This window comes from Micromonospora sp. C28ISP2-4 (assembly GCF_030519385.1).
Lineage (GTDB): Bacteria > Actinomycetota > Actinomycetes > Mycobacteriales > Micromonosporaceae > Micromonospora > Micromonospora tulbaghiae.
In genome coordinates, this window is sequence record NZ_JAUMKG010000001.1 from 1366398 (window position 1) to 1391912 (window position 25515).

The 25515-nt window shown below is 71.6% G+C and carries 27 protein-coding genes; 3 read left to right on the plus strand and 24 right to left on the minus strand.

The annotated features are described in order from the left end of the window. Positions 1-30: 30 nt before the first annotated feature. The 16 genes from Q3W68_RS06550 to Q3W68_RS06625 all read right to left on the minus strand — a co-directional run bounded on the left by Q3W68_RS06550 (position 31) and on the right by Q3W68_RS06625 (position 15678). The gene (locus Q3W68_RS06550; RefSeq protein WP_282312301.1) at positions 31-801 is read right to left on the minus strand and encodes an NADH-quinone oxidoreductase subunit J; all 771 of its coding nucleotides are present in this window, start codon (positions 799-801) and stop codon (positions 31-33) included. Next, entirely contained in the window at positions 798-1445 is a 648-nt protein-coding gene (gene nuoI, locus Q3W68_RS06555; protein ID WP_013283609.1) for an NADH-quinone oxidoreductase subunit NuoI, read from the minus strand. Before nuoI ends, Q3W68_RS06550 begins: the two co-directional genes overlap by 4 nt. A gap of 1 nt (position 1446) precedes the next feature. Beyond that, on the minus strand, positions 1447-2802 hold the full coding sequence (gene nuoH, locus Q3W68_RS06560; protein ID WP_302904571.1) for an NADH-quinone oxidoreductase subunit NuoH: 1356 nt from the start codon (positions 2800-2802) through the stop codon (positions 1447-1449). Continuing rightward, on the minus strand, positions 2799-5240 hold the full coding sequence (locus tag Q3W68_RS06565) for an NADH-quinone oxidoreductase subunit G (RefSeq protein WP_302904572.1): 2442 nt from the start codon (positions 5238-5240) through the stop codon (positions 2799-2801). The genes nuoH and Q3W68_RS06565 overlap by 4 nt, the downstream gene beginning before the upstream one ends. Beyond that, positions 5240-6556, minus strand: a complete 1317-nt coding sequence (nuoF, locus tag Q3W68_RS06570) for an NADH-quinone oxidoreductase subunit NuoF (RefSeq protein WP_030273593.1) — start codon at positions 6554-6556, stop codon at positions 5240-5242. Before nuoF ends, Q3W68_RS06565 begins: the two co-directional genes overlap by 1 nt. Beyond that, the gene (nuoE, locus tag Q3W68_RS06575; protein WP_302904573.1) at positions 6553-7665 is read right to left on the minus strand and encodes an NADH-quinone oxidoreductase subunit NuoE; all 1113 of its coding nucleotides are present in this window, start codon (positions 7663-7665) and stop codon (positions 6553-6555) included. The genes nuoF and nuoE overlap by 4 nt, the downstream gene beginning before the upstream one ends. Further along, positions 7662-8987: an NADH-quinone oxidoreductase subunit D gene (locus Q3W68_RS06580; protein ID WP_302904574.1), complete on the minus strand. Its 1326-nt coding sequence runs from the start codon at positions 8985-8987 to the stop codon at positions 7662-7664. The genes nuoE and Q3W68_RS06580 overlap by 4 nt, the downstream gene beginning before the upstream one ends. Further along, on the minus strand, positions 8984-9721 hold the full coding sequence (locus Q3W68_RS06585; protein WP_302904575.1) for an NADH-quinone oxidoreductase subunit C: 738 nt from the start codon (positions 9719-9721) through the stop codon (positions 8984-8986). Before Q3W68_RS06585 ends, Q3W68_RS06580 begins: the two co-directional genes overlap by 4 nt. Continuing rightward, positions 9718-10398 carry an NADH-quinone oxidoreductase subunit B family protein gene (locus Q3W68_RS06590; protein ID WP_091414517.1) on the minus strand — a complete coding sequence of 227 codons (681 nt, stop codon included), beginning with the start codon at positions 10396-10398 and terminating at the stop codon, positions 9718-9720. The genes Q3W68_RS06585 and Q3W68_RS06590 overlap by 4 nt, the downstream gene beginning before the upstream one ends. Positions 10399-10409: 11 nt before the next feature. After that, a complete protein-coding gene (locus Q3W68_RS06595; protein ID WP_013283601.1) occupies positions 10410-10775 on the minus strand; it encodes an NADH-quinone oxidoreductase subunit A in 366 nt (121 codons plus the stop codon). A 134-nt stretch (positions 10776-10909) separates the two neighbouring features. Then, positions 10910-12184 (minus strand): geranylgeranyl reductase family protein, encoded by a 1275-nt coding sequence (locus Q3W68_RS06600; protein WP_302904576.1) that lies wholly within the window; start codon positions 12182-12184, stop codon positions 10910-10912. Between the two features lie 134 nt (positions 12185-12318). Beyond that, the gene (locus Q3W68_RS06605; protein WP_030500769.1) at positions 12319-12537 is read right to left on the minus strand and encodes a hypothetical protein; all 219 of its coding nucleotides are present in this window, start codon (positions 12535-12537) and stop codon (positions 12319-12321) included. A gap of 74 nt (positions 12538-12611) precedes the next feature. Then, positions 12612-13322, minus strand: a complete 711-nt coding sequence (locus Q3W68_RS06610) for a demethylmenaquinone methyltransferase (protein ID WP_013283598.1) — start codon at positions 13320-13322, stop codon at positions 12612-12614. A 406-nt stretch (positions 13323-13728) separates the two neighbouring features. After that, positions 13729-14919, minus strand: a complete 1191-nt coding sequence (gene mqnC, locus Q3W68_RS06615) for a cyclic dehypoxanthinyl futalosine synthase (RefSeq protein WP_030500766.1) — start codon at positions 14917-14919, stop codon at positions 13729-13731. A 73-nt stretch (positions 14920-14992) separates the two neighbouring features. Beyond that, positions 14993-15403 (minus strand): type II toxin-antitoxin system VapC family toxin, encoded by a 411-nt coding sequence (locus Q3W68_RS06620; protein WP_302904577.1) that lies wholly within the window; start codon positions 15401-15403, stop codon positions 14993-14995. Continuing rightward, positions 15400-15678 (minus strand): type II toxin-antitoxin system Phd/YefM family antitoxin, encoded by a 279-nt coding sequence (locus Q3W68_RS06625; protein ID WP_302904578.1) that lies wholly within the window; start codon positions 15676-15678, stop codon positions 15400-15402. Before Q3W68_RS06625 ends, Q3W68_RS06620 begins: the two co-directional genes overlap by 4 nt. A 104-nt stretch (positions 15679-15782) precedes the next feature. On the opposite strand from Q3W68_RS06625, the gene Q3W68_RS06630 reads away from it, so the two are divergent. Then, positions 15783-16433: a hypothetical protein gene (locus Q3W68_RS06630; protein ID WP_302904579.1), complete on the plus strand. Its 651-nt coding sequence runs from the start codon at positions 15783-15785 to the stop codon at positions 16431-16433. Between the two features lie 12 nt (positions 16434-16445). Here the strand turns inward: Q3W68_RS06630 and paaE are convergent, their stop codons facing one another. From paaE to paaA, 5 genes are read right to left on the minus strand one after another with little or no spacing between them, the layout of a single operon-like run. Further along, entirely contained in the window at positions 16446-17558 is a 1113-nt protein-coding gene (gene paaE, locus Q3W68_RS06635; RefSeq protein ID WP_302904580.1) for a 1,2-phenylacetyl-CoA epoxidase subunit PaaE, read from the minus strand. Further along, positions 17555-18031, minus strand: a complete 477-nt coding sequence (paaD, locus tag Q3W68_RS06640) for a 1,2-phenylacetyl-CoA epoxidase subunit PaaD (RefSeq protein WP_302904581.1) — start codon at positions 18029-18031, stop codon at positions 17555-17557. The genes paaE and paaD overlap by 4 nt, the downstream gene beginning before the upstream one ends. 55 nt (positions 18032-18086) lie before the next feature. Then, entirely contained in the window at positions 18087-18809 is a 723-nt protein-coding gene (paaC, locus tag Q3W68_RS06645; protein WP_302904582.1) for a 1,2-phenylacetyl-CoA epoxidase subunit PaaC, read from the minus strand. Continuing rightward, positions 18806-19093 (minus strand): 1,2-phenylacetyl-CoA epoxidase subunit PaaB, encoded by a 288-nt coding sequence (gene paaB, locus Q3W68_RS06650; protein WP_013283588.1) that lies wholly within the window; start codon positions 19091-19093, stop codon positions 18806-18808. The genes paaC and paaB overlap by 4 nt, the downstream gene beginning before the upstream one ends. Further along, on the minus strand, positions 19090-20154 hold the full coding sequence (gene paaA, locus Q3W68_RS06655; RefSeq protein ID WP_302904583.1) for a 1,2-phenylacetyl-CoA epoxidase subunit PaaA: 1065 nt from the start codon (positions 20152-20154) through the stop codon (positions 19090-19092). The genes paaB and paaA overlap by 4 nt, the downstream gene beginning before the upstream one ends. A 359-nt stretch (positions 20155-20513) precedes the next feature. On the opposite strand from paaA, the gene Q3W68_RS06660 reads away from it, so the two are divergent. Beyond that, on the plus strand, positions 20514-21494 hold the full coding sequence (locus Q3W68_RS06660; RefSeq protein ID WP_302904584.1) for a hypothetical protein: 981 nt from the start codon (positions 20514-20516) through the stop codon (positions 21492-21494). Beyond that, entirely contained in the window at positions 21494-22432 is a 939-nt protein-coding gene (locus tag Q3W68_RS06665; RefSeq protein WP_302904585.1) for a hypothetical protein, read from the plus strand. Before Q3W68_RS06660 ends, Q3W68_RS06665 begins: the two co-directional genes overlap by 1 nt. Before the next feature lie 16 nt (positions 22433-22448). Here the strand turns inward: Q3W68_RS06665 and Q3W68_RS06670 are convergent, their stop codons facing one another. The 3 genes from Q3W68_RS06670 to Q3W68_RS06680 all read right to left on the minus strand — a co-directional run bounded on the left by Q3W68_RS06670 (position 22449) and on the right by Q3W68_RS06680 (position 25320). Beyond that, the gene (locus Q3W68_RS06670) at positions 22449-23300 is read right to left on the minus strand and encodes a menaquinone biosynthetic enzyme MqnA/MqnD family protein (protein WP_302904586.1); all 852 of its coding nucleotides are present in this window, start codon (positions 23298-23300) and stop codon (positions 22449-22451) included. A 136-nt stretch (positions 23301-23436) separates the two neighbouring features. Continuing rightward, positions 23437-24696 (minus strand): MFS transporter, encoded by a 1260-nt coding sequence (locus Q3W68_RS06675; protein WP_302904587.1) that lies wholly within the window; start codon positions 24694-24696, stop codon positions 23437-23439. 42 nt (positions 24697-24738) lie between these two features. Further along, entirely contained in the window at positions 24739-25320 is a 582-nt protein-coding gene (locus tag Q3W68_RS06680) for a helix-turn-helix transcriptional regulator (protein ID WP_302904588.1), read from the minus strand. Positions 25321-25515 lie beyond the last annotated feature (195 nt).

Consider the following 25515-nt stretch of genomic DNA (forward strand, 5'->3'; position numbering starts at 1 on the left):
CGGGGCTCCGCTTCGCTGCACTCCTCGCGCTCACCGATCAGTCCCCTTCGGTGCGGTCTCCTCGGCCGTCAGCTCACGCACCGGCATGATCTCCGGGATGCTGCGGTCGGTCAGCCGGCCGTCGGGCAGACGGGCCGGGGTGGCCACCGAGGAGGACGTGGCGTAGACACCCGGGCCGGGCTTCGGTCCGGGGTAGTTGCCGGGGCGGAACCGCGCCTTCATGGTGGCGATCTGGTCCATCCGGTCCGCCTTGCGCCGCTCCACGTGCGCCAGCACCATCGCGCCGACGGCGGCGGTGATCAGCAGCGCCGAGGTCAGCTCGAAGGCGAAGACGTACTTGGTGAACAGCAGCCGGGCGATGCCCTGGACGTTGCCCTCGCCGTTGGCCTGGTCGAGCCCGACCGCCTGGACGCCGTCGAGCGCCCGGTAGAGGCCGGTGCCGACCAGGCCGGCGAAGCCGAGCCCGAGGACCACTGCGGCGACCCGCTGGCCGCGCAGCGTCTCGATCAGCGAGTCGGACGCGTCCCGGCCGACCAGCATCAGCACGAACAGGAACAGCATCATGATCGCGCCGGTGTAGACGATGATCTGCACCATGCCGATGAACGGCCCGGCCTGGAGCACGTAGAACACGCCCAGGCAGAGCATGGTCAGCACCAGCCAGAGCGCGGAGTGGACCGCGTTGCGGGCCCACACCATGCCGATCGCCCCGAGCAGGGCCAGCGGCGCGAGGATCCAGAAGGTGACCTCCTCACCCCCGGACACCTGGCCGGCGGCGGCGAGCACCGTAGCCGAGGTCATGCCTTGCCTCCCTTGCCCGCCGCGGCGGCGGACCGCTGCTCGGCCTGCTCGGCGCCGGGGAAGGTCACACCGGGGTGCTCCTCCACCTGGTACCGGCCGGGGCCCATCGGCGAGCGCTCGGCGCCGGCCGAGGTGCCCGGGTTGGTGAGCGCGCCGACGTAGTAGTCCTTCTCGCTGTCGCCCAGCCGCATCGGGTGCGGCGGCTGCTCCATGCCTTCGAGCAGCGGCGCGAGCAGCTGCTCCTTGGTGAAGATCAGGTCCTGCCGGTTGTCCCGGGCCAGCTCGTACTCGTTGCTCATGGTGAGCGAACGGGTCGGGCAGGCCTCGATGCAGAGCCCGCAGAAGATGCACCGGGCGTAGTTGATCTGGTAGGTGCTGGCGTACCGCTCACCCGGGGAGAAGCGCTGCTCCTCGGTGTTGTCGCCACCCTCCACGTAGATCGCGTCGGCCGGGCAGGCCCAGGCGCACAGCTCGCAGCCGATGCACTTCTCCAGCCCGTCCGGGTGCCGGTTGAGGATGTGCCGCCCGTGGTAGCGCGGCGCCGAGACCGGCGGCTTGAACGGGTAGTCGGTGGTGACGACCTTCTTGAACATGTGCGAGAAGGTGACACCGAAGCCCTTGAACGTTCCGGTGATCGCGCCCACGTCACACCTCCCTGGAGTCCGGGCCGGCGACCACGTTGGCCGGCTCCCGCTCGGCGAGCACGCGCTTCGTACGCGGGCTCGGCGGAACCTGAAGATCCATCGGCGGCAGCGGGAAGCTGCCGTACGGCCGGGTGTCCGCCTGCTCCTGGAGCGACGGCTTCGGCTCCTTCTTCCGCGACGGCCAGAAGAGCGTGGCCAGCAGCAGCACGCCCGCGCCGACGGCGGTGACGAGCAGCCGGTCCCTGGTCTGCCAGTCCTCGATCGAGCGCAGCCCGGCGAGCACCATGATCCAGACCAGGTTCAGCGGCAGCAGCACCTTCCAGCCGAAGCGCATGAACTGGTCGTACCGGAGCCGGGGCAGCGTGCCGCGCAGCCAGACGAAGACGAACACCAGCAGGATGACCTTGCCGAAGAACCACAGCATCGGCCACCAGCCCTCGTTGGCGCCCGACCAGATCGTGATCGGCCACGGCGCGTGCCAGCCGCCGAGGAAGAGCGTCACTGTGAACGCCGACATGGTCACCATCGCGACGTACTCGCTGAGCATGAACAGCGCGAACTTCAGCGAGCTGTACTCGGTCTGGAAACCGGCCACCAGCTCCGACTCCGCCTCGGGCAGGTCGAACGGCGCCCGGTTCGTCTCACCGACGATGGCGATGAAGAACATGATGAAGCTGGGCAGCAGCAGGATCGCGTACCAGCCGGGCGCGGCGAGGTCGAAGCCGCCGATGCTCAGCCGGGTGCCGTCACCCTGCGCGGCGACGATCCCGCTGGTCGACATGGTGCCGGCGGTCATGAACACCGCGACCACGCTCAGGCCCATCGTGACCTCGTACGAGACCAGCTGGGCCGCCGAGCGCAGGCCGCCGAGCAGCGGGTACGTGGAGCCGCTGGCCCAGCCGCCGAGCACGATGCCGTACACGGCGAGCGAGGAGAAGGCCAGCACCACAAGCACCGCCACCGACACGTCGGTGACCTGCAGCGGCGTCCGGTGCCCGAAGATGCTCACCATCGGACCGAACGGGATCACCGACAGCGCGGTGACCGCGCAGACCACCGAGATGACCGGGGCGAAGAAGTAGACGACCTTGTCGGCCTTGCGCGGGAGGATGTCCTCCTTGAAGGCCAGCTTCACGCCGTCGGCGAGCGTCTGGAGCAGACCGAACGGGCCGGCCTGGTTGGGGCCGGGCCGCACCGCCATGCGGCCCACTACCCGGCGCTCGAACCAGACGCCGAGCAGCGTGGCCGCCACGGCGACGACGAACGCGAACAGGATCTTGCCGAGGACCAGCCACCACGGGTCCTTGCCGAAGTCGGCAAGCGTCGGGTCCTGCGCCGCGAGGATGACGGGGTTCACTGCACCCACCTTTCGTTCCCGACTGCGGAGACGCTCACCACGTCGCCGGACGTCGCGCCGAGGCCACGCCGCACGGTGGAGCCGGGTGAGTTGGTCGGCAGCCAGACGACGCCGTCGGGCATCTCGGTGATCGCCGCCGGCAGCGTGATCGCGCCGCGGTCGGTGCCGACAGTGACCGGGTCACCGTCGGCGACGCCCAGCGCCTCGGCGGTGCCCTTGCCCAGCCGGACCACCGGCGTGCGGGCGGTGCCCGCGAGGTGCTCGTCGCCGTCGGTGAGGCTGCCCAGGTCGATCAGCTGGTGCCAGGTGGCGAGCACTGCCTCGCCCGGTCCGGGCTGCCGCACGGCGGCCGGCTCGACCGAGGGCGCCGACGGTCGCTCGACCCGGGTGCGCGGCAGCGCGCCCAGCTCGCGCCGGATGCTCGGCACGTCCCCGGTGCCCAGCCGCACGTCGAGCTGCGCGGCGAGCGCGTCGAGGATCCGGGCGTCGGTCATCGCGCCGGTGTCCAGCACCTTCTCGAACGTGCGCAGCCGGCCCTCCCAGTCCAGGAAGCTGCCGGCCTTCTCGACCACCGGCGCGACCGGCAGGACCACGTCGGCGCGGCGGGACACCGCGCTCATCCGCAGTTCCAGGCTGACCAGGAACGGCACCGCGTCCAGCGCGGACTCGGCCAGGCGCGGGTCGGCCAGGTCGGCCGGGTCGACGCCGGCCACCACCAGGGCGCCGATCTGGCCGTTCGCGGCGGCGGTGAGGATGCCGTCGGTGTCGCGGCCGGCCTGGCTGGGGATCACCCCGGCCGGGATGTCCCACGCCTCGCCCAGCTCCGCGCGCGCGGCCGGCTCGGTGACGACCCGGCCGCCGGGGAGCAGGTTGGGCAGGCAGCCCGCGTCGACAGCACCGCGGTCACCCGCGCGCCGCGGCACCCAGACCAGACGGGCACCGGTACGCCGGGCGACGTCCGCCGCCGCCGACAGCCCGCCCGGCACCTCGGCCAGGCGCTCGCCGACGATCAGGATCGCCCCGGGCTGCCCCAGCGCCTCGGCCACAGTGGCGTGCTCGGCCAGCACGCCTGCTTCCTCGCCGGGCACCACCCGGGCGAGCTTCGCCCCGAGCTTCTCCAGGCCGCGGGTCGCGAACGGCGCGATCGCGTACACGGTGAGCTTCTTCTTCAGGTACGCCTTGCGCAGCCGCAGGAAGAGGATCGGGCACTCCTCCTCCGGCTCCAGGCCGACCAGCACCACGGCGGGCGCGTTCTCCACGTCCGTGTAGGTCACGTCGGTGACCCCGGCGACGCTGCTGGCCAGGAAGTCGGCCTCCTCGCGGGAGACCGGGCGGGCCCGGAAGTCGATGTCGTTCGTGTGCAGCGCGATCCGGGCGAACTTCGCGTACGCGTAGGCGTCCTCGACGGTGAGCCGGCCGCCGGTCAGCACCGCCGTGCCGGTCGCGCCGTCGCGGGCCGCGCGCAGCCCCTCGGCGGCCCGGGTGAGCGCCTCGCTCCAGGACGCCTCGCGCAGCTCACCGGTCTTCTCGTCGCGCACCATCGGCGTGCTGATCCGGTCGAACGCGCGGGTGTACTGGAAGCCCCAGCGGCCCTTGTCGCAGTTCCACTCCTCGTTCACCGCCGGGTCGTCGCCGGCCAGCCGGCGCAGCACCTTGCCGCGCCGCCAGTCGGTGCGCTGGGCGCAGCCGGCCGAGCAGTGCTCGCAGACGCTGGGCGTGGAGACCAGGTCGAACGGGCGGGCCCGGAACCGGTACTGGGCGCCGGTCAGCGCGCCCACCGGGCAGATCTGCACGGTGTTGCCGGAGAAGTACGAGTTGAACGGGACGTCGCCCTCGTCGCCCTCCTCGCCGTACGCGTCGTCCCGGTAGATGTTGATCTCCTCGTGCGAGGAGCGTCCCATCAGGTCGATGAACTTGTCCCCGGCGATCTCCTCGGAGAACCGGGTGCACCGCTGGCAGAGCACGCAGCGCTCGCGGTCGAGCAGCACCTGGGTGCTGATCGGCAGCGGCTTCGGGTACTCCCGCTTGTGCTCGTGGAACCGCGAGTCCGTCCGGCCGGTGGACATCGCCTGGTTCTGCAGCGGGCACTCGCCGCCCTTGTCGCACATCGGGCAGTCCAGGGGGTGGTTGAGGAGCAGCAGCTCCATCACCCCCTCCTGGGCCTTCTTGGCGACCGGGGAGGTGAGCTGCGTGCGCACCACCATGCCGTCGGCGACGGTCTGGGTGCAGGAGGCGACCGGCTTGCGCTGGCCCTCCACCTCCACCAGGCACTGCCGGCAGGCGCCGGCCGGGGCCAGCAGCGGGTGGTCGCAGAAGCGCGGGATCTCGGTGCCGAGCTGCTCGGCGACGCGGATCAGCAGCGCACCCTTGGGCGCGGTGACCTCGACGCCGTCGATGGTCAGCGTGACGGTCTCGGTCTGCTTGGCTACGTCGGTCATCAGTGAGCTCCAACCAGAGACTTGTCGGAGAGCTTCGGCGCGGTACGTCCCTCGATGTAGTCGAGGTAGTCCTGCTTGAAGTACTTCAGCGACGAGGTCACCGAGCTGGTCGCGCCGTCACCCAGACCGCAGAACGAGCGGCCGAGGATGTTGTCGCAGGTGTCGAGCAGGGTGTCCAGGTCCTCGTGGGTGCCCTGGCCCGCCAGGATGCGCCGGTAGACCCGGACCATCCAGTAGTTGCCCTCACGGCACGGGGTGCACTTGCCGCACGACTCGTGGTGGTAGAACTCCAGCCACCGGTAGGTCGCGTACACCGGGCAGTCCTGGTCGGAGAAGATCTGCGTGGCCGTGGTGCCCAGGATCGAGCCGGCCGCCGCCACCCCCTCGAAGTCCAGCGGCACGTCCAGGTGCTCGGCGGTCAGCAGCGGCGTCGACGAGCCACCCGGGGTCCAGAACTTCAGGTTGTGCCCGGGCTTCATGCCGCCCGCCAGCTCGATCAGCTCGCGCAGCGTGATGCCCATCGAGCACTCGTACTGGCCGGGGTTGGCGATCCGGCCGGACAGCGAGTAGATCATCGGGCCGGACGACTTCTCCGTGCCCATCGTCTTCCACCAGTCCGCGCCACCGAGCACGATGTACGGCACGCTGGCGATGGTGCCGACGTTGTTGACAACGGTCGGGCTGGCGTACAGGCCGTGGGTCGCCGGGAACGGCGGGCGCAGCCGGGGCTGGCCGCGGAAGCCCTCCAGCGAGTCCAGCAGCGCGGTCTCCTCACCGCAGATGTACGCCCCCGCGCCCGAGTGCACCACCAGGTCCAGGTCGAAGCCCGAGCCGAGGACGTTCCGGCCGAGATAACCCTTGGCGTACGCCTCGTCGACAGCGCTGCGCAGCCGCCGGGCGGCGTGCACCGCCTCACCGCGGATGTAGATGTACGCCCGGTTGGCCCGGATCGCGTACGAGGCGATGATGACGCCCTCGACCAGCGAGTGCGGGTCGTGGGTCATCAGCGGCAGGTCCTTGCAGGTGCCCGGCTCGCCCTCGTCGGCGTTCACCACGAGGTAGTGCGGCTTGCCGTCGCCCTGCGGGATGAACCCCCACTTGAGACCGGTCGGGAAGCCCGCGCCGCCCCGGCCGCGCAGTCCGGAGTCCTTGATCAGCTGGATCAGGTCGTCCGGGTGCGCCTTGAGCGCCTTGCGCAGGGCGGCGTAGCCGTCCAGCTTCTCGTAGGTGCCGAGCCGCCACGCGTCCGGCGAGAGCCAGCGCTTGGTGAGCACCGGCGTGAGCTTGGCCAGCGTCTCCGGCCGAGGAGTGGTCACTTCCGGACCCCCGTTCCGCTCGCGTCCGCCGGGTCGGCGCCGTCCGCGCGCGTACCGGATTCCGCTTCCTTGAGGTTGCGCTCCTGCGCGCCGGCCGCGTCGCCGGCGGGCTTGCCGTCGCCGGCCGGCGGGTTCGCCGCCGCGCCGGCCGCCTCCGCCGCCCGCGCGTCGCGGGGCGCCGGGGCCGGGCCGTCCACCGGCATCTTCGTGCCGGGCGCGTCCGGCACCGCGGTGCCCGCGTCCGGCTGCCGGGTCTCGGCGGTACGCACCTGCGGTGACTTGGCGTCCGGCGCCTTCACGTCCGGCGCGGTGCTGCCGGTGGCCGCCTCCGGCTTGGCCGGCTCGACGGCCTTGGCCGGCGCGGGCGCGGGGGCCGGCTTCGCGGCCTCGGCCTTCGCCTTCTCCTCGGCGGCAGCCCGGTCGGCCTCGGCCTTGCTGCGGATCGGCGTCTTCGGGTCGAAGCCCGGCACCGAGACGCCGTGCTGCTCGGCCAGGCGCAGACCGCGCAGGCTCGGCTCGCCCGGCCCGCCGTCGGCGACCGCGCCGTCGCGCTCGTCGGCGAAACCGGCGAGCTGGACCGCCATCTCCTTCAGCGTGCAGAGCCGCGCGCCACGGGTCGGCATCGGCCGGCCGCCGGCGCGCAGCTCCTCGACCACGTCGAGCGCGGCCTGCGGCTCCACGTTGTCGAAGAAGTCGTAGTTGACAGTCATGACCGGGCCGTAGTCGCACGCCGCCAGGCACTCGGCGTGCTCCAGGGTGATCTTCCCGTCGGCGGTGGTCTCCTCGTGCCCGACGCCGAGGTGCTCGGCGAGGGCGTCGTAGACCTTCTGCCCGCCGAGCACGTCGCACATCGTGTTGGTGCAGACGCTCACCAGGTAGTCACCGGTGGGCTTGCGCTTGTACATGGTGTAGAAGGTGGCGACGGCGCCGACCTGGGCCTTGTTGAGCCCGAGCACCTCGGCGCAGAACTCGACACCGGCCGGGGAGACGTAGCCCTCCTCGGACTGGACCAGGTGCAGCAGCGGCAGCAGCGCCGAGCGGGACCGGTCCGCCGGGTACCGGGCGATGATCTCCCGCGCCCGGGCGCGAGTCGTTTCGGAAAAGCTCATCGGTCACAACCACCCATCACGGGGTCCAGCGAGGCGCCGCCGGCGATCACGTCGGCGATCAGGCCGCCCTCGGCCATCGCCGGGAGGGCCTGGAGGTTGACGAAGCTCGGCTCCCGGTAGTGCACCCGGTAGGGCCGGGTGCCCCCGTCGGACACCGCGTGCACGCCCAGCTCGCCGCGGGGCGACTCGATGCCGACGTACACCTGGCCCGGCGGAACCCGGAAGCCCTCGGTGACGAGCTTGAAGTGGTGGATCAGCGACTCCATCGACTGACCCATGATCTTGGCGACGTGCTCCAGCGAGTTGCCCATGCCGTCCACGCCGATGGCGAGCTGCGCCGGCCAGGCGATCTTCTTGTCGGACACCATCACCGGGCCGGGCTTCAGGCGGTCCACCGCCTGCTCGATCAGCTTCAGCGACTCGCGGATCTCCGCCACCCGCACCAGGTAGCGGCCCCACACGTCACCGTCGGTGTGGGTCGGCACGTCGAACTCGTACGTCTCGTAACCGCAGTACGGCATGGTCTTGCGCAGGTCCCAGGCGAGGCCCGCGGAACGCAGCACCGGGCCGGTGACGCCGAGCGCCATGCAGGCGGTCACGTCGAGCACCGCCACGTGCTGCGTACGCTCCAGCCAGATCGGCTGGCCGGACAGCAGGTTCTCGTACTCCTTGAGCCGCTTCGGCATCAGCTTGAGGAAGTCGCGGATCTTGCGGATCGCGTCGTCCGGCACGTCCTGCGCCACGCCGCCCGGCCGCACGTACGCGTGGTTCATCCGCAGGCCGGTGATGGTCTCGAAGATGTCGAGGACGTACTCCCGCTCGCGGAAGCCGTACAGCATCATGTTGATCGCGCCCAGCTCCATGGCGGTGGTCGCCAGCCAGACCAGGTGCGACGAGACGCGGTTGAGCTCCATCATCAGCACGCGGATGGTGGTGGCCCGCTCGGTGATGTCGTCGGTGATGCCGAGCAGCTTCTCCACCGCGAGCGCGTACGCCGTCTCGTTGAACAGCGGCGAGAGGTAGTCCATCCGGGTCACGAACGTCGAACCCTGGACCCAGTTGCGGTACTCCAGGTTCTTCTCGATGCCGGTGTGCAGGTAGCCGACGACCGAGCGGGCCTCGCGGACCGTCTCGCCCTCCAGCTCCAGGACCAGCCGGAGCACGCCGTGGGTGGACGGGTGCTGCGGGCCCATGTTGACGACGATCCGCTCGTCGTTGATCGGGTCCGTGCCGGAGACGACCTCGTCCCAGTCCCCGCCGGTGACGGTGAAGACCTTGCCCTCGGTCGTCTCGCGCTCGGTCGCGTAGTTCGACGTGGTCATTGGTACGACCTCCTACGGTCCGGCGGGGGGATCTCCGCACCCTTGTACTCGACGGGGACGCCGCCCAGCGGGTAGTCCTTGCGCTGCGGGTGCCCCTCCCAGTCGTCCGGCATGAGGATCCGGGTCAGGGCGGGGTGGCCGTCGAAGACGACGCCGAACATGTCGTACGTCTCCCGCTCCTGCCAGTCGGCGGTCGGGTAGACGGCGGTGACGCTCGGGACGTGCGGCTCCTCGGCGGAGACCGCCACCTCCAGCCGGACGCTGCGGCGGTAGGTCATCGAGGTCAGGTGGTAGACCACGTGCAGGCGGCGCTCCTGCGCGCCCAGGTAGTCCACGCCGGACACCGAGGAGCACAGCTCGAAGCGCAGCGCGAGGTCGTCGCGCATCACCTGGCAGACCTCCGCGATCCGCTCCGGGCGGACGTGCAGGGTCAGCTCGCCCCGGTCGACCACGACCTTCTCGATCGCGTCGCCGAAGTCCGGGTACGCCTCCTCCAGCGCGTCCCGCACCTCGTCGAAGTAGCTCCCGTACGGCCGGGCCGCCTCCTCGATCGGCTTGCGCTGGCGGACCAGGCCGCCGTAGCCGGAGACGTCGCCGGTCCCCTGGTTGCCGAACATGCCCCGGCCGGCGGGGCTGGCCGGCGGGTACTCCGCCGGGGCGGTGGAGCTGGCACCGGCCGGGGTGGTGGGTACCGGCACCCCGCCGTCGTTGTTCTTGTCGTTCGGTGCGGTCATTTCGGGCCCCTATGCGACGCCTGAAGGTGGTTCTGCGCCTTCATCCAGTTCTCGATCCGAAGCTGCTCCTCACGCCCCTCGCGGACCGCCTTCGTCCACTCGGCACGCCGGGCCTTGTCGCTGCGGTACGACGAGGGCATCGAGCCGTACGGCACCACCGGCACGTCACCGCGCGCCAGGCGGGCCTCCGCCATCTTGCGGCCGTTCGGGCCCAGCGGCTCGTGCATGATCTTCTCGCGCAGCTTGAGCACCGCGTCGATGAGCATCTCCGGCCGGGGCGGGCAGCCGGGGAGGTACATGTCGACCGGGACGACGTGGTCGACGCCCTGCACGATGGCGTAGTTGTTGAACATGCCGCCGCTGCTGGCGCAGACGCCCATCGAGATGACCCAGCGGGGCTCGGCCATCTGGTCGTAGATCTGGCGCAGGACCGGAGCCATCTTCTGGCTCACCCGGCCGGCCACGATCATCAGGTCCGCCTGACGGGGCGAGGCCCGGAAGACCTCCATGCCCCAGCGGCCCATGTCGTAGTGCGGGCCACCCGCCGCCATCATCTCGATGGCGCAGCAGGCCAGACCGAACGTGGCGCCCCAGACCGAGGTCTTCCGCGTCCAGTTGACCAGCTTCTCGACGCTGGTGAGCAGGACGCCGGAGGGGAGCTTCTCCTCGATGCCCATCTGCTACCTCCTCAGTCCCAGTCCAGGCCGCCGCGACGCCAGACGTAGGCGTAGGCGACGAAGACCGCGACGATGAACAGGACCATCTCCACGAAGCCGAAGATCGGCAGGGCGTCGAAGGAGACCGCCCAGGGGTAGAGGAAGATGATCTCGATGTCGAAGACGATGAAGAGCATCGCCGTCAGGTAGAACTTGATCGGGAACCGGCCGCCGCCGACCGGCTGCGGGCTCGGCTCGATGCCACACTCGTACGCCTCGAGCTTGGCCTTGTTCAGACGCCGCGGGCCGGCGAGTCGGGCAGCGGCCACGGAGAACAGCGCGAACGCCGCAGCGAGGGCGAACAGCCCGATGATGGGTGCGTAAGGAGAGAGCGTCATCGTTGTCCCCTGCTCGTCCTTCCCTGACCTCGGTGGTTGGCCAAAATCACACTATTCACGTCCCTCACGACCTCGGTCGGCGGGGGTCGATCTCTGTCCGGCTCGTGGGCGTCGGGCCTCGGGCCGGTCGTCTCCTACACGGCCGGGGCCACCTTCGTCATCGCGTTGATGACCCGGTCCATCGCGTCCCCGCCGCGCGGGTCGGTCAGGTTGGCCAGCAGCTTGAGCACGAAGCGCATGAGCATCGGGTGCGGCATGCCGTGCTTGGTCGCCATCCGCATGATCTCGGGGCGGCCGATGAGCTTCACGAAGACGCCGCCGAGCCGGTAGTAGCCGCCGAAGCGGGCCTTCAGCTCCTGCGGGTACGCCATCAGCGCCCGCTCCCGCTCCGCGCCGGCCGGGCGGGCGAGCGCCTGCACGAGGACCTCCGCGGCCATCTCGCCGGACTCCATCGCGTACGCGATGCCCTCGCCGTTGAAGGGGTTGACCATGCCGCCGGAGTCGCCGACGAGCAGCACGCCGCGGGTGTAGTGCGGGACCCGGTTGAAGCCCATCGGCAGCGCGGCACCGAGGATCGGACCCTCCGCGTTGGACTCGTCGGTCATCCCCCAGTCCTCGGGGGTGTTCGCCAGCCAGTCGGTGAGCAGCTTGCGGTAGTTCGTCTTGCCGAACGCCGAGGAGGAGTTGAGGACACCCAGGCCGACGTTCACCCGGCCGTCGCCGAGGCCGAAGATCCAGCCGTAGCCGGGCAGCAGCGCGTCGCTGCCCTTGGCCCGCAGCTCCAGCCAGGACTCCAGGTAGTCGTCGTCGTGCTTGGCGGGCGAACGGTAGTAGCGGCGGACCGCCACGCCGATCGGGCGGTCCTCCCGCTTGGCCAGCCCGAGGGCGAGCGGGAAGCGGCCGGAGACACCGTCGGCGGCGACCACGAGCGGAGCGTGGAACGTGGCGGGTTCCTTGTCCGGGCCGACCTCGGCCTGCACGCCGATGACCCGGTCGTCGGCGCCGAGCACCGGCCCGAGGACGTTGACGCTGGTCTGGAGCTTCGCCCCGGCGGCGACCGCGCGCTGGGCGAGCAGGTCGTCGAAGTCGAGCCGGGTGCGCACCAGGCCGTAGTTGGGGAAGCTGGCCAGGTCGGGCCAGTCCAGCTCCAGGCGTATGCCGCCGCCGATCACCCGCAGGCCCTTGTTGTGCAGCCAGCCCGCCTCGGGCGAGGTGTCCACGCCCATCCGGATCAGCTGCCGCACGGCGCGGGGCGTGAGCCCGTCGCCGCAGACCTTCTCCCGGGGAAATTCCGTCTTCTCCAGCAGCAGCACGCGTACGCCGTGCCGCGCCAGGTGGTACGCCGTGGCCGATCCTCCGGGACCGGCGCCCACGACGATGACGTCGGCGTCGTTCTCCACCGCGGTCATCCGCGCCTCCTCCCGCATGCTCGTGAAATGCTTCACAAGCCGATCCGGTTGGAGTCTATGACCGGCGTTACACCAGTACGCGCTGAGGGGGGCCTAACTTCGCGGAAACGCGCCGGTAAGAGCGTCGAGACCGGTCACGGGCGCGCCGGCGCGGCCGGTCCGAGCCCGGCGTCGAGGCGGATCGCCTCGGGCAGGTGGTCGCGCAACGCGCCACCGGCGGCCCGGTCCAGCGCGGCCAGCACCTCGGCGACGACCTGCCGTACGTCGGCGGGATCCGCGCCGGCCAGCTCGCGGAGCTGCGCGATCAGCTCGGCGGCGTCGTCGTCGGTGGCGGCCTGGTCTGGTCCCGTCATGGGGGCGAGCCTACGGGACAAAGTAGACCAGAATCGGATATTCACGAAATGACCAGCTTCCGCTGGCCGGACGGTCAGTTTCGGACGGCCCGGTGCAGCGCCACGACGCCGCCGGTGAGGTTGCGCCAGGCGACCCGGCCCCAGCCGGCCGCCCCGATCCGCGCGGCCAGCGCCGCCTGGTCCGGCCAGGCCCGGATCGACTCCGCCAGGTAGACGTAGGCGTCCGGGTTGCTCGACACCGCGCGGGCCACCGCCGGCAACGACCGCATCAGGTACGACAGGTAGACGGTCCGGAACGCCGGGTTCACCGGCGTGCTGAACTCGCACACCACCAGGCGCCCGCCCGGCCGGGTCACCCGGGCCAGCTCGGCCAGTGCCGCGTCGGTGTCGTTGACGTTGCGCAGCGCGAAGGAGATGGTCACCGCGTCGAAGCTGGCGTCGGCGAACGGCAGCCGCAGCGCGTCCCCGGCCAGCAGCGGCACCGACGGACGGGTGCGCTTGCCGGCGTGCAGCATGCCCAGCGACAGGTCCGCGCCGACCGCGTACGCCCCGGAGTGGGCCAGTTCCTCGGTCGACACACCGGTGCCGGCGCCCACGTCCAGCACCCGCTCGCCCGGCCGCAGCCCGAGCGCCGCCCGGGTGGCCCGCCGCCACGACCGGTCCTGCCCGAACGACAGGACGGTGTTCGTCAGGTCGTAGCGGGCCGCGACACCGTCGAACATCGCGGCGACCTCGTGCGGCTGCTTGTCCAGGCTGGCGCGCTGGCCCTGCGGGGTACGGCTCACCCCTCCACTCTGCCAGCCGCGCCGCCCCCGCCTGTCCCCGGGTACGCGGTCAGGGCGACCTGCACACCGCGCTGTTGTCATCGGTCCCGGCAGACGGCAGGGGCGGGATGGTCACCCATCCCGCCCCTGCCGCGGTGCGTTATGTGAACGGCCCTCATGGGCCGATGGAGGACGACGGTCCGACGGACGCCGCAAGCGTAATGGCGTCGTCGGCTCACCGGGCCGTGCTCGACCGGGTCGCCGCCGACCTGTTACCTGCCTGCTCGCGGCCCGGATCGGTGGTGTCGCGCGGGCAGGCTAGCCGCCGGTGATCACGCAGGTGAAGACCCCTGGCCGAAGCTTCACCGGAAACGGGCGGAGCTCCGGCCGCACGACGAACCCCGACCGGCCGAACGGCGGAACCGGGTCAGTTGACCTCGACCAGCGGCAGTGACTTCCCGGCCCCGCCGCCGGGCAGCGCGATCGACGAGAAGTGCGAGACCACCCGGTCGTCGCTCGGGTCGTCGGCGGGCGTGTGGTGCACCGCGAGCCGGTTGTAGAGCGTGTCCCGCTGGGCCGGGATCCGGTCCGCCGACCGGATCATGCCGATCAGCTCGTGCAGGTTGGACCGGTGCCGGGCGCCGGCCGAGGAGATGACGTTCTCCTCCAGCATGATCGAGCCGAGGTCGTCCACGCCCATGTGCAACGCGAGCTGCCCGACGTCCTTGCCGGTGGTCAGCCAGGACGCCTGCAGGTGCGGCACCGTCTCGAAGAACAGGCGGGCCACCGCGACCAGCCGCAGGTATTCCAGCGTGGTCGCCTGGGTGCGGCCCTTGAGGTGGTTGTTCTCCGGCTGGTACGTCCACGGGATGAAGGCCCGGAAGCCGCCGGTGCGGTCCTGCACGTCGCGGATCATCCGCAGGTGCTCGATGCGCTCGGCGTTGGTCTCGCCGGTGCCCATCATCATGGTGGCGGTCGACTCCAGGCCCTGCCGGTGCGCCAGCTCCATGACCTCCAGCCAGCGGGCGCCGGACTCCTTCAGCGGCGCGATCGCCTTGCGCGGACGGTCCGGCAGCATCTCGGCGCCGGCACCGGCGATCGAGTCCAGGCCCGCGGCCTTGATCCGGGCGATGGCCTCGTCGAGGCTCACGCCGGAGACCTTGGCCATGTGCAGGATCTCGCTCGGGCCGATCGAGTGGATGGCGAGCTGCGGGTACGCCTTCTTGACCGAGGAGAACAGCTCCTCGTAGTACTCGACGCCGTAGTCCGGGTGGTGCCCGCCCTGGAGCATGACCTGGGTGGCGCCCAGCTCGACCGCCTCGCCGCAGCGGCGCAGGATCTCCTCGGTCGGGTGGGTCCAGCCCTCCTTGTGCTTGGGGGCCCGGTAGAACGCGCAGAACTTGCACGCCGTCACGCAGACGTTCGTGTAGTTGATGTTGCGGTCGATCAGGTACGTGACGATGTTGTCCGGGTAGCGGCGCCGCCGTACCGCGTCGGCCGCCTCGCCCAGCGCGTGGAAGGGCGCGTCGGTGTAGAGCAGCAGCGCCTCCTCGGGCGTGATGCGCCCGCCGTCCGCGCCGCGTTGCAGGATGTCGTCGATCTCCCGGTTCGCCGTCACATCCCCGAGCGTACGTCGCGGGCCCGACGGCGGGAAACGCCACTCCTCACCCGGTGACGAGAGACCCACCCGGTCAGGGCATGCCCGGACTGGCAACCGGCAGCCCGATCGCCTCGGCCGCCTCCAGCAGCCGCTTGTCGTACGTGACGAACGCGACGAACTCGGCGGCCGCCTGCCGGGCCAGGACCTCGGCGGTGGCGAGGTGGACGGCATCCAGGCTGCGCAGCATCGGTTCCGGATACGCGCCCGCGGTTGCCCGGACCGTGGCGTCGATCTCGACCCGGTAGAGACGTCCCAGCACCGAGGGGACACCCACCAGCGCCTGTGGAGCGGCACGACGCAACGCCCGCGGCACCTCCACCTCGACGAGCGCCGACGACACCAGGGCGGTGCCGGCGCGCTCGTTCAGCCAGCCGAGCAGATCCGGCGTCTCCGCCTCCCGCCGCAGCATCTTGATGACCGCCGCCGAGTCGAGGTAGATCACCAGCGTTCCTCGTCGCGCGCCTCGACCAGCGCGGCGGCCGCGTCCACCTCGGGATCACCGAGCACCGGCGGCATCGGGACCGGGCCGGTCGTGGTCGGGGCAGTGGCCCGGCCCTCGGCCACCAACCGGCCGAGAAGCGCGTCGCCGGCCAGCACCGGGACGAGGCGGGCGATCGGCTCACCCCGATCGGTCACCTCGACCGTCTCACCGGCGCGCACCCGCGCCAGCACCCGGCTGGTGTGCTGGTTCAGCTCCCGGACGGCGATCTGCTCCATGAGGCAAGTGTAGTACGCAACGTTCTACACGTCACGGATGGTGGTCGACTCGAAACGCCACTGCGGGAACCGGAACGCTGGCGTCGCCCGCCTACGCTCTCGGCGTGTCAGTCGTATCGCCCTCGCCCATCCCCGTGCGCGTGGCCGGCGCCCGCTCCGCCCTCTGGTCCCTCACGGCGACCGCCGTGCTGGTCGGCTTCGGGCTCGCCGTGATCGCCGTGACCACGGTGGTCGGTCACCTCACCGTGGGACTGCCGATCGCGGTGCCGATCAGCGTCGGCCTGGCCGGCTGCCTCGCCTTCGCGGTCGGCCTGCGCCTGCTGCACCGGGGCTGGTGGCTGACCCTCCTGTCGGTGGTGCCGGCCCTGTTCGTGCTGGTGGGCGCCGTGCAACTCGCCCCGGAATCGGTGCTCCGGGAACGGGGCGTCGCCCAGCAGGTGACCATCGCCGACGTGGAGACCGTCGGCAAGCGGCACGAGTTCGTCCTCCAGGGCGACACCGGCCGGCTCGACGAGCCGCTGGTCTACCGGGGCAGCTCCCCCGGCTACCGGGTCGGCCAGCGGCTGACCGTGGTCGTCGACCCGCGGGGCGAGGTGGAACTGGCCGACGCGCGGGACGTGGACCCGGACGGGAAGCGGGGCATGCTCGTGCTCGGCGCGGCGGGATGGACCCTGTTCGCGCTGGTCGGCGGGTGGCGCGGCCACGTCAGCCGGGCCCGCGGCCGCGCCGCCACGGCACCGCCGGTGTTGCTCTGACCGACGCCGTCCCTACGCGTCGTAGTCGACAGTCAGCTCGTCGGTGACCGGGCTGGACTGGCAGGTCAACACGTAACCGGCGGCCACCTCGTCGGGCTCCAGCGCGTAGTTGCGCGCCATCGTCACCTCACCGGACGTCACCTTGGCCCGGCAGGTCGAGCACACGCCGCCCTTGCAGGCGTACGGCAACTCGCCGCGCACCCGCAGCGCCGCGTCGAGCACCCGCTCGTCCCGGCCCATCGTGAAACTGGACGAGCGACCGTCCAGCAGGATCGTCACCTCGGTGCCGGCTCCGGGCCGGTCGGTCTCGCGCCGGACCGGCTCCGGCGGGGCGTCGACGTGGAACAGCTCGGTGTGCACCGCCGCGTCCGGCACGCCACGACCCGCGAGCACCGCCTTGGCGTCCACCACCATGCCGTACGGGCCACAGAGGAACCACTCCTCGATCTCGTCACCCGGTACGAGTGTGTCGAGCAGCCGGGTCAGCCGGTCGGCGTCGATCCGCCCGGACAGCAGCGCCGACTCGCCCATCTCCCGGGACAGCACGTGCACCAGGTGCAGCCGGGTCGGGTAGCGGTCCTTCAGGTCGGCCAGCTCCTCGGCGAACATCACCGAGTTCGCCGTGCGGTTGCCGTACACGAGCGTGAATGTGCTGCGCGGCTCGGTCGCCAGCGCGGTCGCGGCCAGCCCGAGGACCGGGGTGATGCCGGAACCGGCGACCACAGCGCCGTACCGGCGGACCCGGTCCGGGGTGAACGCGGAGGTGAAGTGACCCAGCGGCGGCAGCACGTCGACGGTGTCGCCGCCGCGCAGCGCGCCGCAGGCGTACGCGGAGAACGCCCCGCCCGGCACCTCACGCACCCCGATCCGCAACCGGCCGTGCCGGGCCAGCTCGTCGGGGGTGGAGCAGATCGAGTACGACCGCCGCACCTCCTCGCCGTCGGCGCCGGCGGGGCGGCGGACGGTGAGGTGCTGCCCGGCGGAGAACGCAAACGTCTCGCGCAGCTCCTCCGGTACCGCGAACGTGATCGACACCGAGTCGTCGGTGAGCCGGTCCACGGCGGTGACGGGCAGCGGGTGGAAGACCGGCCGGCGGCGCACCGGCCGGGTGATGGTGACAGTCACAGCGCCTTCAGGTGGTCGAAGGGTTCGGAACAGGAGCGGCAGCGCCACAGCGCCTTGCACGCGGTGGAGCCGAAGCGGCTGATCTGTGTGGTCTCCGGCGACCCGCAGCGCGGACAGCGTACGGCCAGGGTCAACGGCACCACCGTGTCGTCGCCGCGCGGCGCGGGCGGGGCGATGCCGGCGGCTTGCAGCTTCGCCCGGCCGCTGTCGGAGATCCAGTCGGTGCTCCACGCCGGGTGGTAGACGGTGCGGACCTCGGCGTCCGGATGCCCGGCGGCGGCCAGCGCCCGGCGGATGTCCTCCCGGATCACGTCCATCGCCGGGCAGCCGGTGTAGGTGGGGGTGATGGTGACGACGACCCGGCCGGTCTCCGGTTCCTCGTCGACCGCGCGCAGGATGCCCAGCTCGTCGATGGTGACGACCCGGATCTCCGGGTCCACCACCGCCGCCGCGGCCGCCCTGGCGTCGGTCATCGGCGCCACCCTCCGTTCGCGACTGCGGGGCTCCGCTCCGCTGCACTCCTCGCGCTCACCAGCTCGCTCCGGGGTGGGCGCGGTGCAGCACCTGCATCTCGGCGAGCAGGTACGAGAGGTGCTCGGTGTGCAGGCCGTCCCGGCCGCCGCCGGGCGCCCAGCCGGTCTCCGGCCGGGTCAGCGTGGCCTCGTCCAGCACCGCGGACACGGTGGCGTCGAAGTCGGCCCGAAGGGTGGACGGGTCGACCGGCGCCGCCGGATCAGGGGCGAACAGTTCGTGGACGTACGGCCAGACCTGGTCGACCGCGTCCTGCATACGCCGGTGCGACTCCTCAGTGCCGTCGCCGAGCCGCTTCACCCACAGCGAGGCGTGGTCCAGGTGGTACGCCGACTCCTTGCGCGCCTTCGCGCCGACCGCCGCCAGCCGCTCGTCCGCGCAGCCGGCCAGCGCCGTGTAGAGCGGCGACTGGTACGCGGCCAGGAAGAACAGCTTCGCCATGGTCACGCCGAAGTCACCGTTGGGCAGCTCGACCAGCAGGCAGTTGCGGAACTCGCGGTCGTCGCGCAGGTAGGCCAGGTCGTCCTCGTCCCGGCCCGCGCCCTCCAGTTCGCCCGCGTACGTGAGCAGCAGCCGCGCCGCGCCGAGCTGGTCGAGGGCGATGTTGGCGAGCGCGATGTCCTCCTCCATCTCCGGCGCGCGGGAGGTCCACTCACCGAGGCGCTGCGCGGCGATGAGCGCGTCGTCGCCGATCGCCAACGTGAAGTCGAACGGACTCATAGGTGGGCCGCCCCTTCGGGGACCTCGTAGAACGTCGGGTGGCGGTAGACCTTGTCGGCGGCCGGGTCGAAGAACGCGTCCTTCTCGTCCGGGCTGGACGCGGTGATCGCGCTCGCCGGCACCACCCAGATGGAGACGCCCTCCTGGCGGCGGGTGTAGAGGTCCCGGGCGTTGCGCAGGGCCAGCTCGGCGTCGGGGGCGTGCAGGCTGCCGACGTGGGTGTGCGACAGGCCACGGCGGGCCCGCACGAAGACCTCCCACAGGGGAGAGGACGCGCTGTTCATGCCGCTACCGCCTTTCTTCCCGCCCGCTTCGCGGCGTACGCCGCGGCGGCCTCCCGTACCCACGCGCCGTCGGCGTGCGCCTTGCGCCGGTGCGCCATGCGCTCCCGGTTGCACGGCCCGTTGCCCTTGATCACCCGCATCAGCTCGTCGTAGTCGGGCTGGGTGTAGTCGTACGCCTGCCGTTCGTCGTTCCACCGCAGGTCCGGGTCGGGGAGGGTGAGGCCGAGCACCTCCGCCTGACCGACGCACATGTCGACGAAGCGCTGACGCAGCTCGTCGTTGGAGAAGCGCTTGATCTTCCAGGCCATCGACTGGGCGCTGTGCGTCGAGTCGCCGTCCGGCGGGCCGAACATCGCCAGTGACGGGTACCACCAGCGGTCCACCGCGTCCTGCGCCATCGCCTTCTGCGCCGGGGTGCCGTGCGCCAGCGTGTGCAGGATCTCGTAGCCCTGCCGCTGGTGGAACGACTCCTCCTTGCAGACCCGGATCATCGCCCGGGCGTACGGGCCGTAGGAGCAGCGGCACAGCGGCACCTGGTTGACGATCGCCGCGCCGTCCACCAGCCAGCCGATCGCGCCCACGTCGGCCCAGGTCAGAGTCGGGTAGTTGAAGATCGAGCTGTACTTCTGCCGCCCGTCGAGCAGCAGGTCCACCAGCTCGTCGCGGCTGATCCCGAGCGTCTCGGCGGCCGCGTAGAGGTAGAGGCCGTGACCGGCCTCGTCCTGCACCTTCGCGAGCAGGATCGCCTTGCGCTTGAGCGAGGGCGCCCGGCTGATCCAGTTGCCCTCCGGCTGCATGCCGATGATCTCGGAGTGGGCGTGCTGGGCGATCTGCCGGATCAGCGTCCTGCGGTACGCCTCGGGCATCCAGTCGCGGGGCTCGATCTTCTGGTCCGCGTTGATGACGTCGGCGAAGTACGCCTCGACGTCCTCGTCCGGGGCAGCGCCGCCACGCCGGGCCCGCGCCGCCGCCTCGCGCAGCGCGGCCTCCGCCGCCTCCACCTCGCCGAGCAGGCCGCCGCCCGGAGCGTCCTCCGGCGGGGCGAAGTCATTGCCATACATGCAGCCAGTGTTACAGCTCGCCACGAATGACACCAGAGGGTGTAACAGGTTTCGAGGGCCACCTCGCGTCACCGGCCATGCGCGTGCCGCCATCGGCCCTGGTGGTTGTGATGTCGATCACTTCGAATAGAAGAAATCCCCCAAGGGTGGCAAAGCGGCTCAATATCCCGCCCACCCGGCAAAGTCACGGGTGTCGAGACCTGGCATCAGAGCTGTCCGGAAGTAGACTTCCGACCGGCAAACCGTTCGGCTTCATGATCGTCACCATTCAGGCCATCGTCCCCCGGCCTAGTGGCGATCCGGCCGAACCCATGCGGAAGCGCCGGTCCCCCCGGCCAGACATCTGGAGCTCACCACTCATGCGACCTCGCGTGACCTTGGTGCTCGCCATCGTGGCGGTCCTCATCGGCGGCGTCATGCTGGTGCCGGCCGCGTACGCGAAGTTCTCCGACGGAGACGGCGCGGGCGGCCTCGGCGGCGGCGAGCAGGTCCCGGCACCGGCGCCGACCGCGCCGGCGCCCCCGACGCTCGCCGACGCCCCGGTGTCGGTGAACTTCAAGGGTGAGTTCTTCTCCTGGGCCCTGCTGGACCGCGAGACCGGCACTGTCACCGGCGCGCAGAACATGAACCAGACCAGCTCCACCGAGTCGATGCTCAAGGCCTGGATCGTCGCGGACTACCTTCGCCAGCTCGGGGACAAGCAGCCGAGCGCCGGGCTCAAGAAGGCGGCGATCCTGGCGATCCGGGACAGCAACGACGACGGCGCGAACGCGGTGTACCGGGCGGCGGGCGGCTCCTACAAGCCCCAGCCCGGCGGCAAGCCCGACCCGGTCATCGCGCGCGCGATCCGGATCTGCGGCCTGACCGACACCCGGCCCGGCGACGTGCCCGACTACAAGGGCTGGTGGAGCTTCACCGAGATGTCCCCCCGGGACGCGGCCCGCCTCGGCGACTGCATCGCCGACGGCCGCGCCGCCGGCCCCAAGTGGACCGAGTGGCTGCTCAGCGAGATGACAAAGGTGGCCGGCAGCGTCAGCAAGCAGGGCGAGCGGTCCGGCGGCGGCCGGTGGGGCATCATCGACGGCCTGCCGGCGACGATCAAGTCGCAGGGTCCGGTGCACATGAAGAACGGCTGGACGCAGCTCGCCTACGACGGCAACTGGCACGTCAGCTGCCTGGCGTTCACCGACAAGTGGAGTCTCGCCGTGATGATGCGGTACCCGGGCCGTTCCGGCCTGCCGTACGGTGCGAAGATGTGCGCCGCCGTCGCCACCCAGCTCGTGACGCCGATGCCCGGCGCCGCGCTCAAGGTGCCGCAACAGCCGGTCGGGAAGCTCTGATGGCCGGTGCCCGGCGTCGGCCCGGCAGCTATCGGCGCCCGCTCGCGTTCAGCGCCCTCGCTGCGGTCCTCGTCGGCCTGCTCGGCCTCTCCCTGCGCGTGCTCCCCGGCTCGCCGCTGGAGGCCACCGCGAACTCGCATCCCGGACCGACGAGCGAGCGGTCGGCACAGCAGACGGTCGACCGCAACGCGAAACCACGGGTCGCCCCCTCACGGTCCCTCGAACCACTGCCGTTCCAGGCGAAGAACCTGGACAGCCTCAAGATCAAGGGCTGGTACGGCTGGTCCGTGCTGGACAAGCGCACCGGGAAGATCATCGGCTCGTCGAACATGGGCGAGACGAGCACCACCGCGTCCCTGATCAAGTCCTGGGTGGTGGCCGACTACCTGCGCCTGAGCGCCGAGGACGGCAAGACGCCGAGCGACGCGAAGCTGGCCGACGCCACGAAGATCATCCGGGACAGCGACAACACCCGGGCGCAGCAGTTCTACGAGAGCGTCGGCGGCTCGGACTCGATCGAGCGGCTGATCTCGATCTGCAAGCTGACCGACAGCGAGGTCGCCTCCGACGGTGGCTGGAGCCGCACCGAGCTGTCCCCCCGGGACACCGCCCGCCTCGGTCTCTGCATCGACGACGGCCGCGCGGCCGGGCCGAAGTGGACCAAGTGGCTGCTCAACGAGATGCGCCTGGTACGCGCCCCCGGCGACTTCGGCATCCGCAAGGCGTTCCCGGCGGCCCAGCAGAAGAACATCGCCATCAAGAACGGCTGGATCGACCGGGACAAGGAAGAGGAGTACCACGTCAACTGCCTGGCCATCGGCGACACCTGGACGATGGGCGTGATGCTGCGCACGCCGTTCGGCGTCGAGGGCGGCTGGGAGTACGGCATGGACGCCTGCGAACGGATCACCAAGTCGCTGCTGCGCCCGGCACCCTGAGCCACGCGGGGCGCGGTCAGCCCTGGAAGAACTCCGGGCCGCCGGCCGGCAGCGCCGGCACCTCCCCGTACGCGGCCGCCCGGCGGGCGAACTCGCGCAGCCCGGCCACCTGCCGCTCGCCCAGCGAGAAGTCGAGCGCCCGGAAGTACGTGGCGAGTGTCGCCGCGTCGAACGTCTCCCAGCGGGCCGCCGCCTCCGCCACCTGGTCCAGCTCGGCCAGGCACAGGTCGCGCGAGCGCAGGAACGCCTCGTGCACCTCCTTGACCAGGCCCGGATGGGCGGCGGCGAACTCGCGGCGTACCGCCCAGACGGCGAACACCATCGGCAAGCCGGTCCAGTCGTGCCACGCCTGCCCCAGGTCGGTCACTTCGAGGCCCTTGGCCGGCGCCTCGTAGAGCGCGCGCAGCGCCACGTCGCCGATGAGCACCCCGGCGTCGGCCTCCAGCAGCATCTGGGTCAGGTCCGGCGGGCAGCGGAAGTACTCCGGGCGCACCCCGTGCCGCTCGGCGAGCAGCAGCTGGGCCAGCATCACCCCGGTACGCGAGGTGGAGCCGAGCGCCACCCGGGCGCCGTCCAGCTCGCCCAGCGGGCGGGTGGACACCACGTTCACCGAGAGCACCGGCCCGTCGCTGCCGACCGCCAGGTCGGGCAGGAGGAGCAGGTCGTTGGCGTGCTTGAGGAACTCCACCAGCGTGATCGGGCCGATGTCCAGGTCACCGGCGACCAGGTCGGCGCTCAGCCGGTCCGGCGAATCCTTGTGCAGGTCGACGTCGATCAGCGCGCCGGACCGCATCAGCCCCCAGTAGATGGGCAGGCAGTTGAGGAACTGGATGTGCCCCACGCGGGGGCGGGCGATGCGGTCGGCCATGACCCGACCGTATCGCCGCGGCTTCCGCCGCGCCGCCGGGGGCGTCGATCGAGTGGTGAACTCCGCACCGGGCGGTAAGGAAGGGCCCCTTGTTAACGCCTCCGGTAGAGGAAGGGCCCCTTGTTGACACCAGCGGTCATCGGGGCTTCGCCGTCACGGCGACGGCAGCAGGCGTGGCCGCGCGGACGGCGGCGGCGCGCTCGGCGCGTACCGCGCGGCGGACCGGCCAGGCCAGCGCCACCACCACCAGCAGACCGGCCACGCCGCATCCGGCGACGAGCGTGCGCGGGCCGGCCACCTCCAGCAGCAGGCCCCCGACCAGGTAGCCGCCCATCGCCGCGCCCTGAGCGGCCGCCCCGAAGAACGCGAACGCCCGGCCCCGGGCCGCCTCCGGTACCCGCCGGGCCAGCAGCAGGTTGTTGAAGACGTTGTCGCCGCCGTTGCCCACGCCACCCAGCAGCCAGATGGGCACGAGCAGCCACGCCGAGGGCACCGCCGCCGAGGCCAGCACCGCCAGACCGCAGCCGCCGAGCAGCACCAGCCCGGCGCCGAGCAGCGCGCCGTCGTCGGCGAGGCGGCGGGCGACCCGGGCGAACAGCCACGCCCCGAGCACGATGCCGAGCGTCCAGGAGCCGGTGACCAGGCCGTACACGGTGGCGCTGCTGCCGAGCGTCTCCCGGATGAAGAAGACCTCGATCACGTTCACCGCGCCGACCGCGCCGACCACAGCGGCCACGCTGCCGACCATCACCGTCAGCAGCGGGTCGCGGCGCAGCCGCCACGGTGGCGCGACCGCCGCGGTGACGCCGGCCGGCGTCCGACGCCCTCCCCTGCGGGTACGGACGAGCAGCCCGGCCGCGACCAGCGAGAGATAGCTGATCGCGCCGAGGAGCAGCGGCACCCGGGTGCCGAACTGGCCGACGAGCAGGCCGGCCAGCGCCGGACCGGCGAGCGCGCCGAGCGTGCCGGCGGTCTGGTTGAGCGCGCCGGCCCGGGGCAGGTCCTCGGGCCGCACCATGGCCGGTACCAGCGCGGAGATCACCGGCTGGGAGATCGCGAGGCCGGTGGCCAGCAGCGCCACCAGCGCGATCACCAGCACCGGGTCCTGTGCGTAGGCGAGCGCCAGACATGTCGCGGCCTGGCCGACGCCGGTGGCGATCAGCAGCACCCGGCTGTCCACCCGGTCGGCGAGGCGGCCGGTCAGCGGGGCGAGCGCGACCAGCGGCAGCGTCGCGGCGAGCAGCAGCCCGGAGACGGCGAGCCCCCCGGCTCCGGCGGACTGGAGCGCGAGCGTGAGGGCGCTGGTGACGAGGAAGTTCCCGCAGCTGGAGATGCCGCGCGCGGTGGCCGCGAGCCAGACGTCCGGCCAGCGCGACCCGCCAGTTGTGAAGGACATACTTCGAAAGTAATCCTTCACAACTGCCGCGCGCAACCCCCGTCAGTCGAGAGGCATCGCCCGGTACTGCGCCGCCACCGGACGCGCCCCGTCGGGCGGATCGGTCCGGGTCCGCCGCCGATAGGGCTCCATCAGCGCCTGGATCGCCTGGTTCAGCTCGGTCAGCTCCTCGGCCGTCATGAGCAGCACGCTGTCGCTGAACCAGGTCGCCGCGTACCACTCCGGCGACTCGTCCGGCGCGCGGCGCAACCACTCCCGGACCCGCTGGGCGTCACGGACCATGTGCGCCTCGACCAGGGCCGCCTCGGCGGCACGCGCCTCCGGGTCGGCGTCCGGCCCCACCTCGACGTGATACGACGGGTTCACCGCCTGCCACACCCGCTCCCGGGCGTCGCCCCGGCCCGGCGCCTGCCGGACCAGCCCGAACCTCGCCAGCTCGCGCAGGTGGTAGCTGGTCGCGCTCGGCGACAGCCCGGCGATCTCGGCGCACTCGGTGGCCGTCGCACCGCCCTCCAGCGTGCCGAGATGTTCCATGATCGCCATGCGGGCCGGGTGAGCGAGCGCCCGCATCACCTGCGGATCACTGATCGTCACCCGGCTCCTGCCGGGAAGCGCCTCGGTCATGCCTCAATGATCGCCGCCAGGCCAGGCCGACGGACACGCCCCCCACGGTCGACCTGAGGAAATTGGTTGGCGCGAGCGCCGGGTGCTCCCGTAGCGTGGAGGGCCGCCCGACGGCCGCGGTGAGCATGCACCGCAGCGGACGTCACCCGCGCCGGGAGCAGGCCAACCGCCCCGGACACGCGAGCGAGCCTCAGT

Coding starts and splice junctions, on each gene's coding strand:
- Q3W68_RS06590 (WP_091414517.1), bottom strand. CDS start 10,398: ATGGGCATCGAGGAGAAGCTCCCCTCCGGCGTCCTGCTCACCAGCGTC.
- Q3W68_RS06665 (WP_302904585.1), top strand. CDS start 21,494: ATGGCCGGTGCCCGGCGTCGGCCCGGCAGCTATCGGCGCCCGCTCGCG.
- Q3W68_RS06595 (WP_013283601.1), bottom strand. CDS start 10,775: ATGACGCTCTCTCCTTACGCACCCATCATCGGGCTGTTCGCCCTCGCT.
- paaA (WP_302904583.1), bottom strand. CDS start 20,154: ATGTATGGCAATGACTTCGCCCCGCCGGAGGACGCTCCGGGCGGCGGC.
- Q3W68_RS06580 (WP_302904574.1), bottom strand. CDS start 8,987: ATGACCACGTCGAACTACGCGACCGAGCGCGAGACGACCGAGGGCAAG.
- Q3W68_RS06680 (WP_302904588.1), bottom strand. CDS start 25,320: ATGACCGAGGCGCTTCCCGGCAGGAGCCGGGTGACGATCAGTGATCCG.
- Q3W68_RS06550 (WP_282312301.1), bottom strand. CDS start 801: ATGACCTCGGCTACGGTGCTCGCCGCCGCCGGCCAGGTGTCCGGGGGT.
- Q3W68_RS06600 (WP_302904576.1), bottom strand. CDS start 12,184: ATGACCGCGGTGGAGAACGACGCCGACGTCATCGTCGTGGGCGCCGGT.
- Q3W68_RS06660 (WP_302904584.1), top strand. CDS start 20,514: ATGCGACCTCGCGTGACCTTGGTGCTCGCCATCGTGGCGGTCCTCATC.
- paaC (WP_302904582.1), bottom strand. CDS start 18,809: ATGAGTCCGTTCGACTTCACGTTGGCGATCGGCGACGACGCGCTCATC.
- Q3W68_RS06565 (WP_302904572.1), bottom strand. CDS start 5,240: ATGACCGACGTAGCCAAGCAGACCGAGACCGTCACGCTGACCATCGAC.
- nuoE (WP_302904573.1), bottom strand. CDS start 7,665: ATGAGCTTTTCCGAAACGACTCGCGCCCGGGCGCGGGAGATCATCGCC.
- Q3W68_RS06675 (WP_302904587.1), bottom strand. CDS start 24,696: ATGTCCTTCACAACTGGCGGGTCGCGCTGGCCGGACGTCTGGCTCGCG.
- Q3W68_RS06605 (WP_030500769.1), bottom strand. CDS start 12,537: ATGACGGGACCAGACCAGGCCGCCACCGACGACGACGCCGCCGAGCTG.
- paaD (WP_302904581.1), bottom strand. CDS start 18,031: ATGACCGACGCCAGGGCGGCCGCGGCGGCGGTGGTGGACCCGGAGATC.
- Q3W68_RS06625 (WP_302904578.1), bottom strand. CDS start 15,678: ATGGAGCAGATCGCCGTCCGGGAGCTGAACCAGCACACCAGCCGGGTG.
- paaB (WP_013283588.1), bottom strand. CDS start 19,093: ATGAACAGCGCGTCCTCTCCCCTGTGGGAGGTCTTCGTGCGGGCCCGC.
- Q3W68_RS06585 (WP_302904575.1), bottom strand. CDS start 9,721: ATGACCGCACCGAACGACAAGAACAACGACGGCGGGGTGCCGGTACCC.
- Q3W68_RS06670 (WP_302904586.1), bottom strand. CDS start 23,300: ATGGCCGACCGCATCGCCCGCCCCCGCGTGGGGCACATCCAGTTCCTC.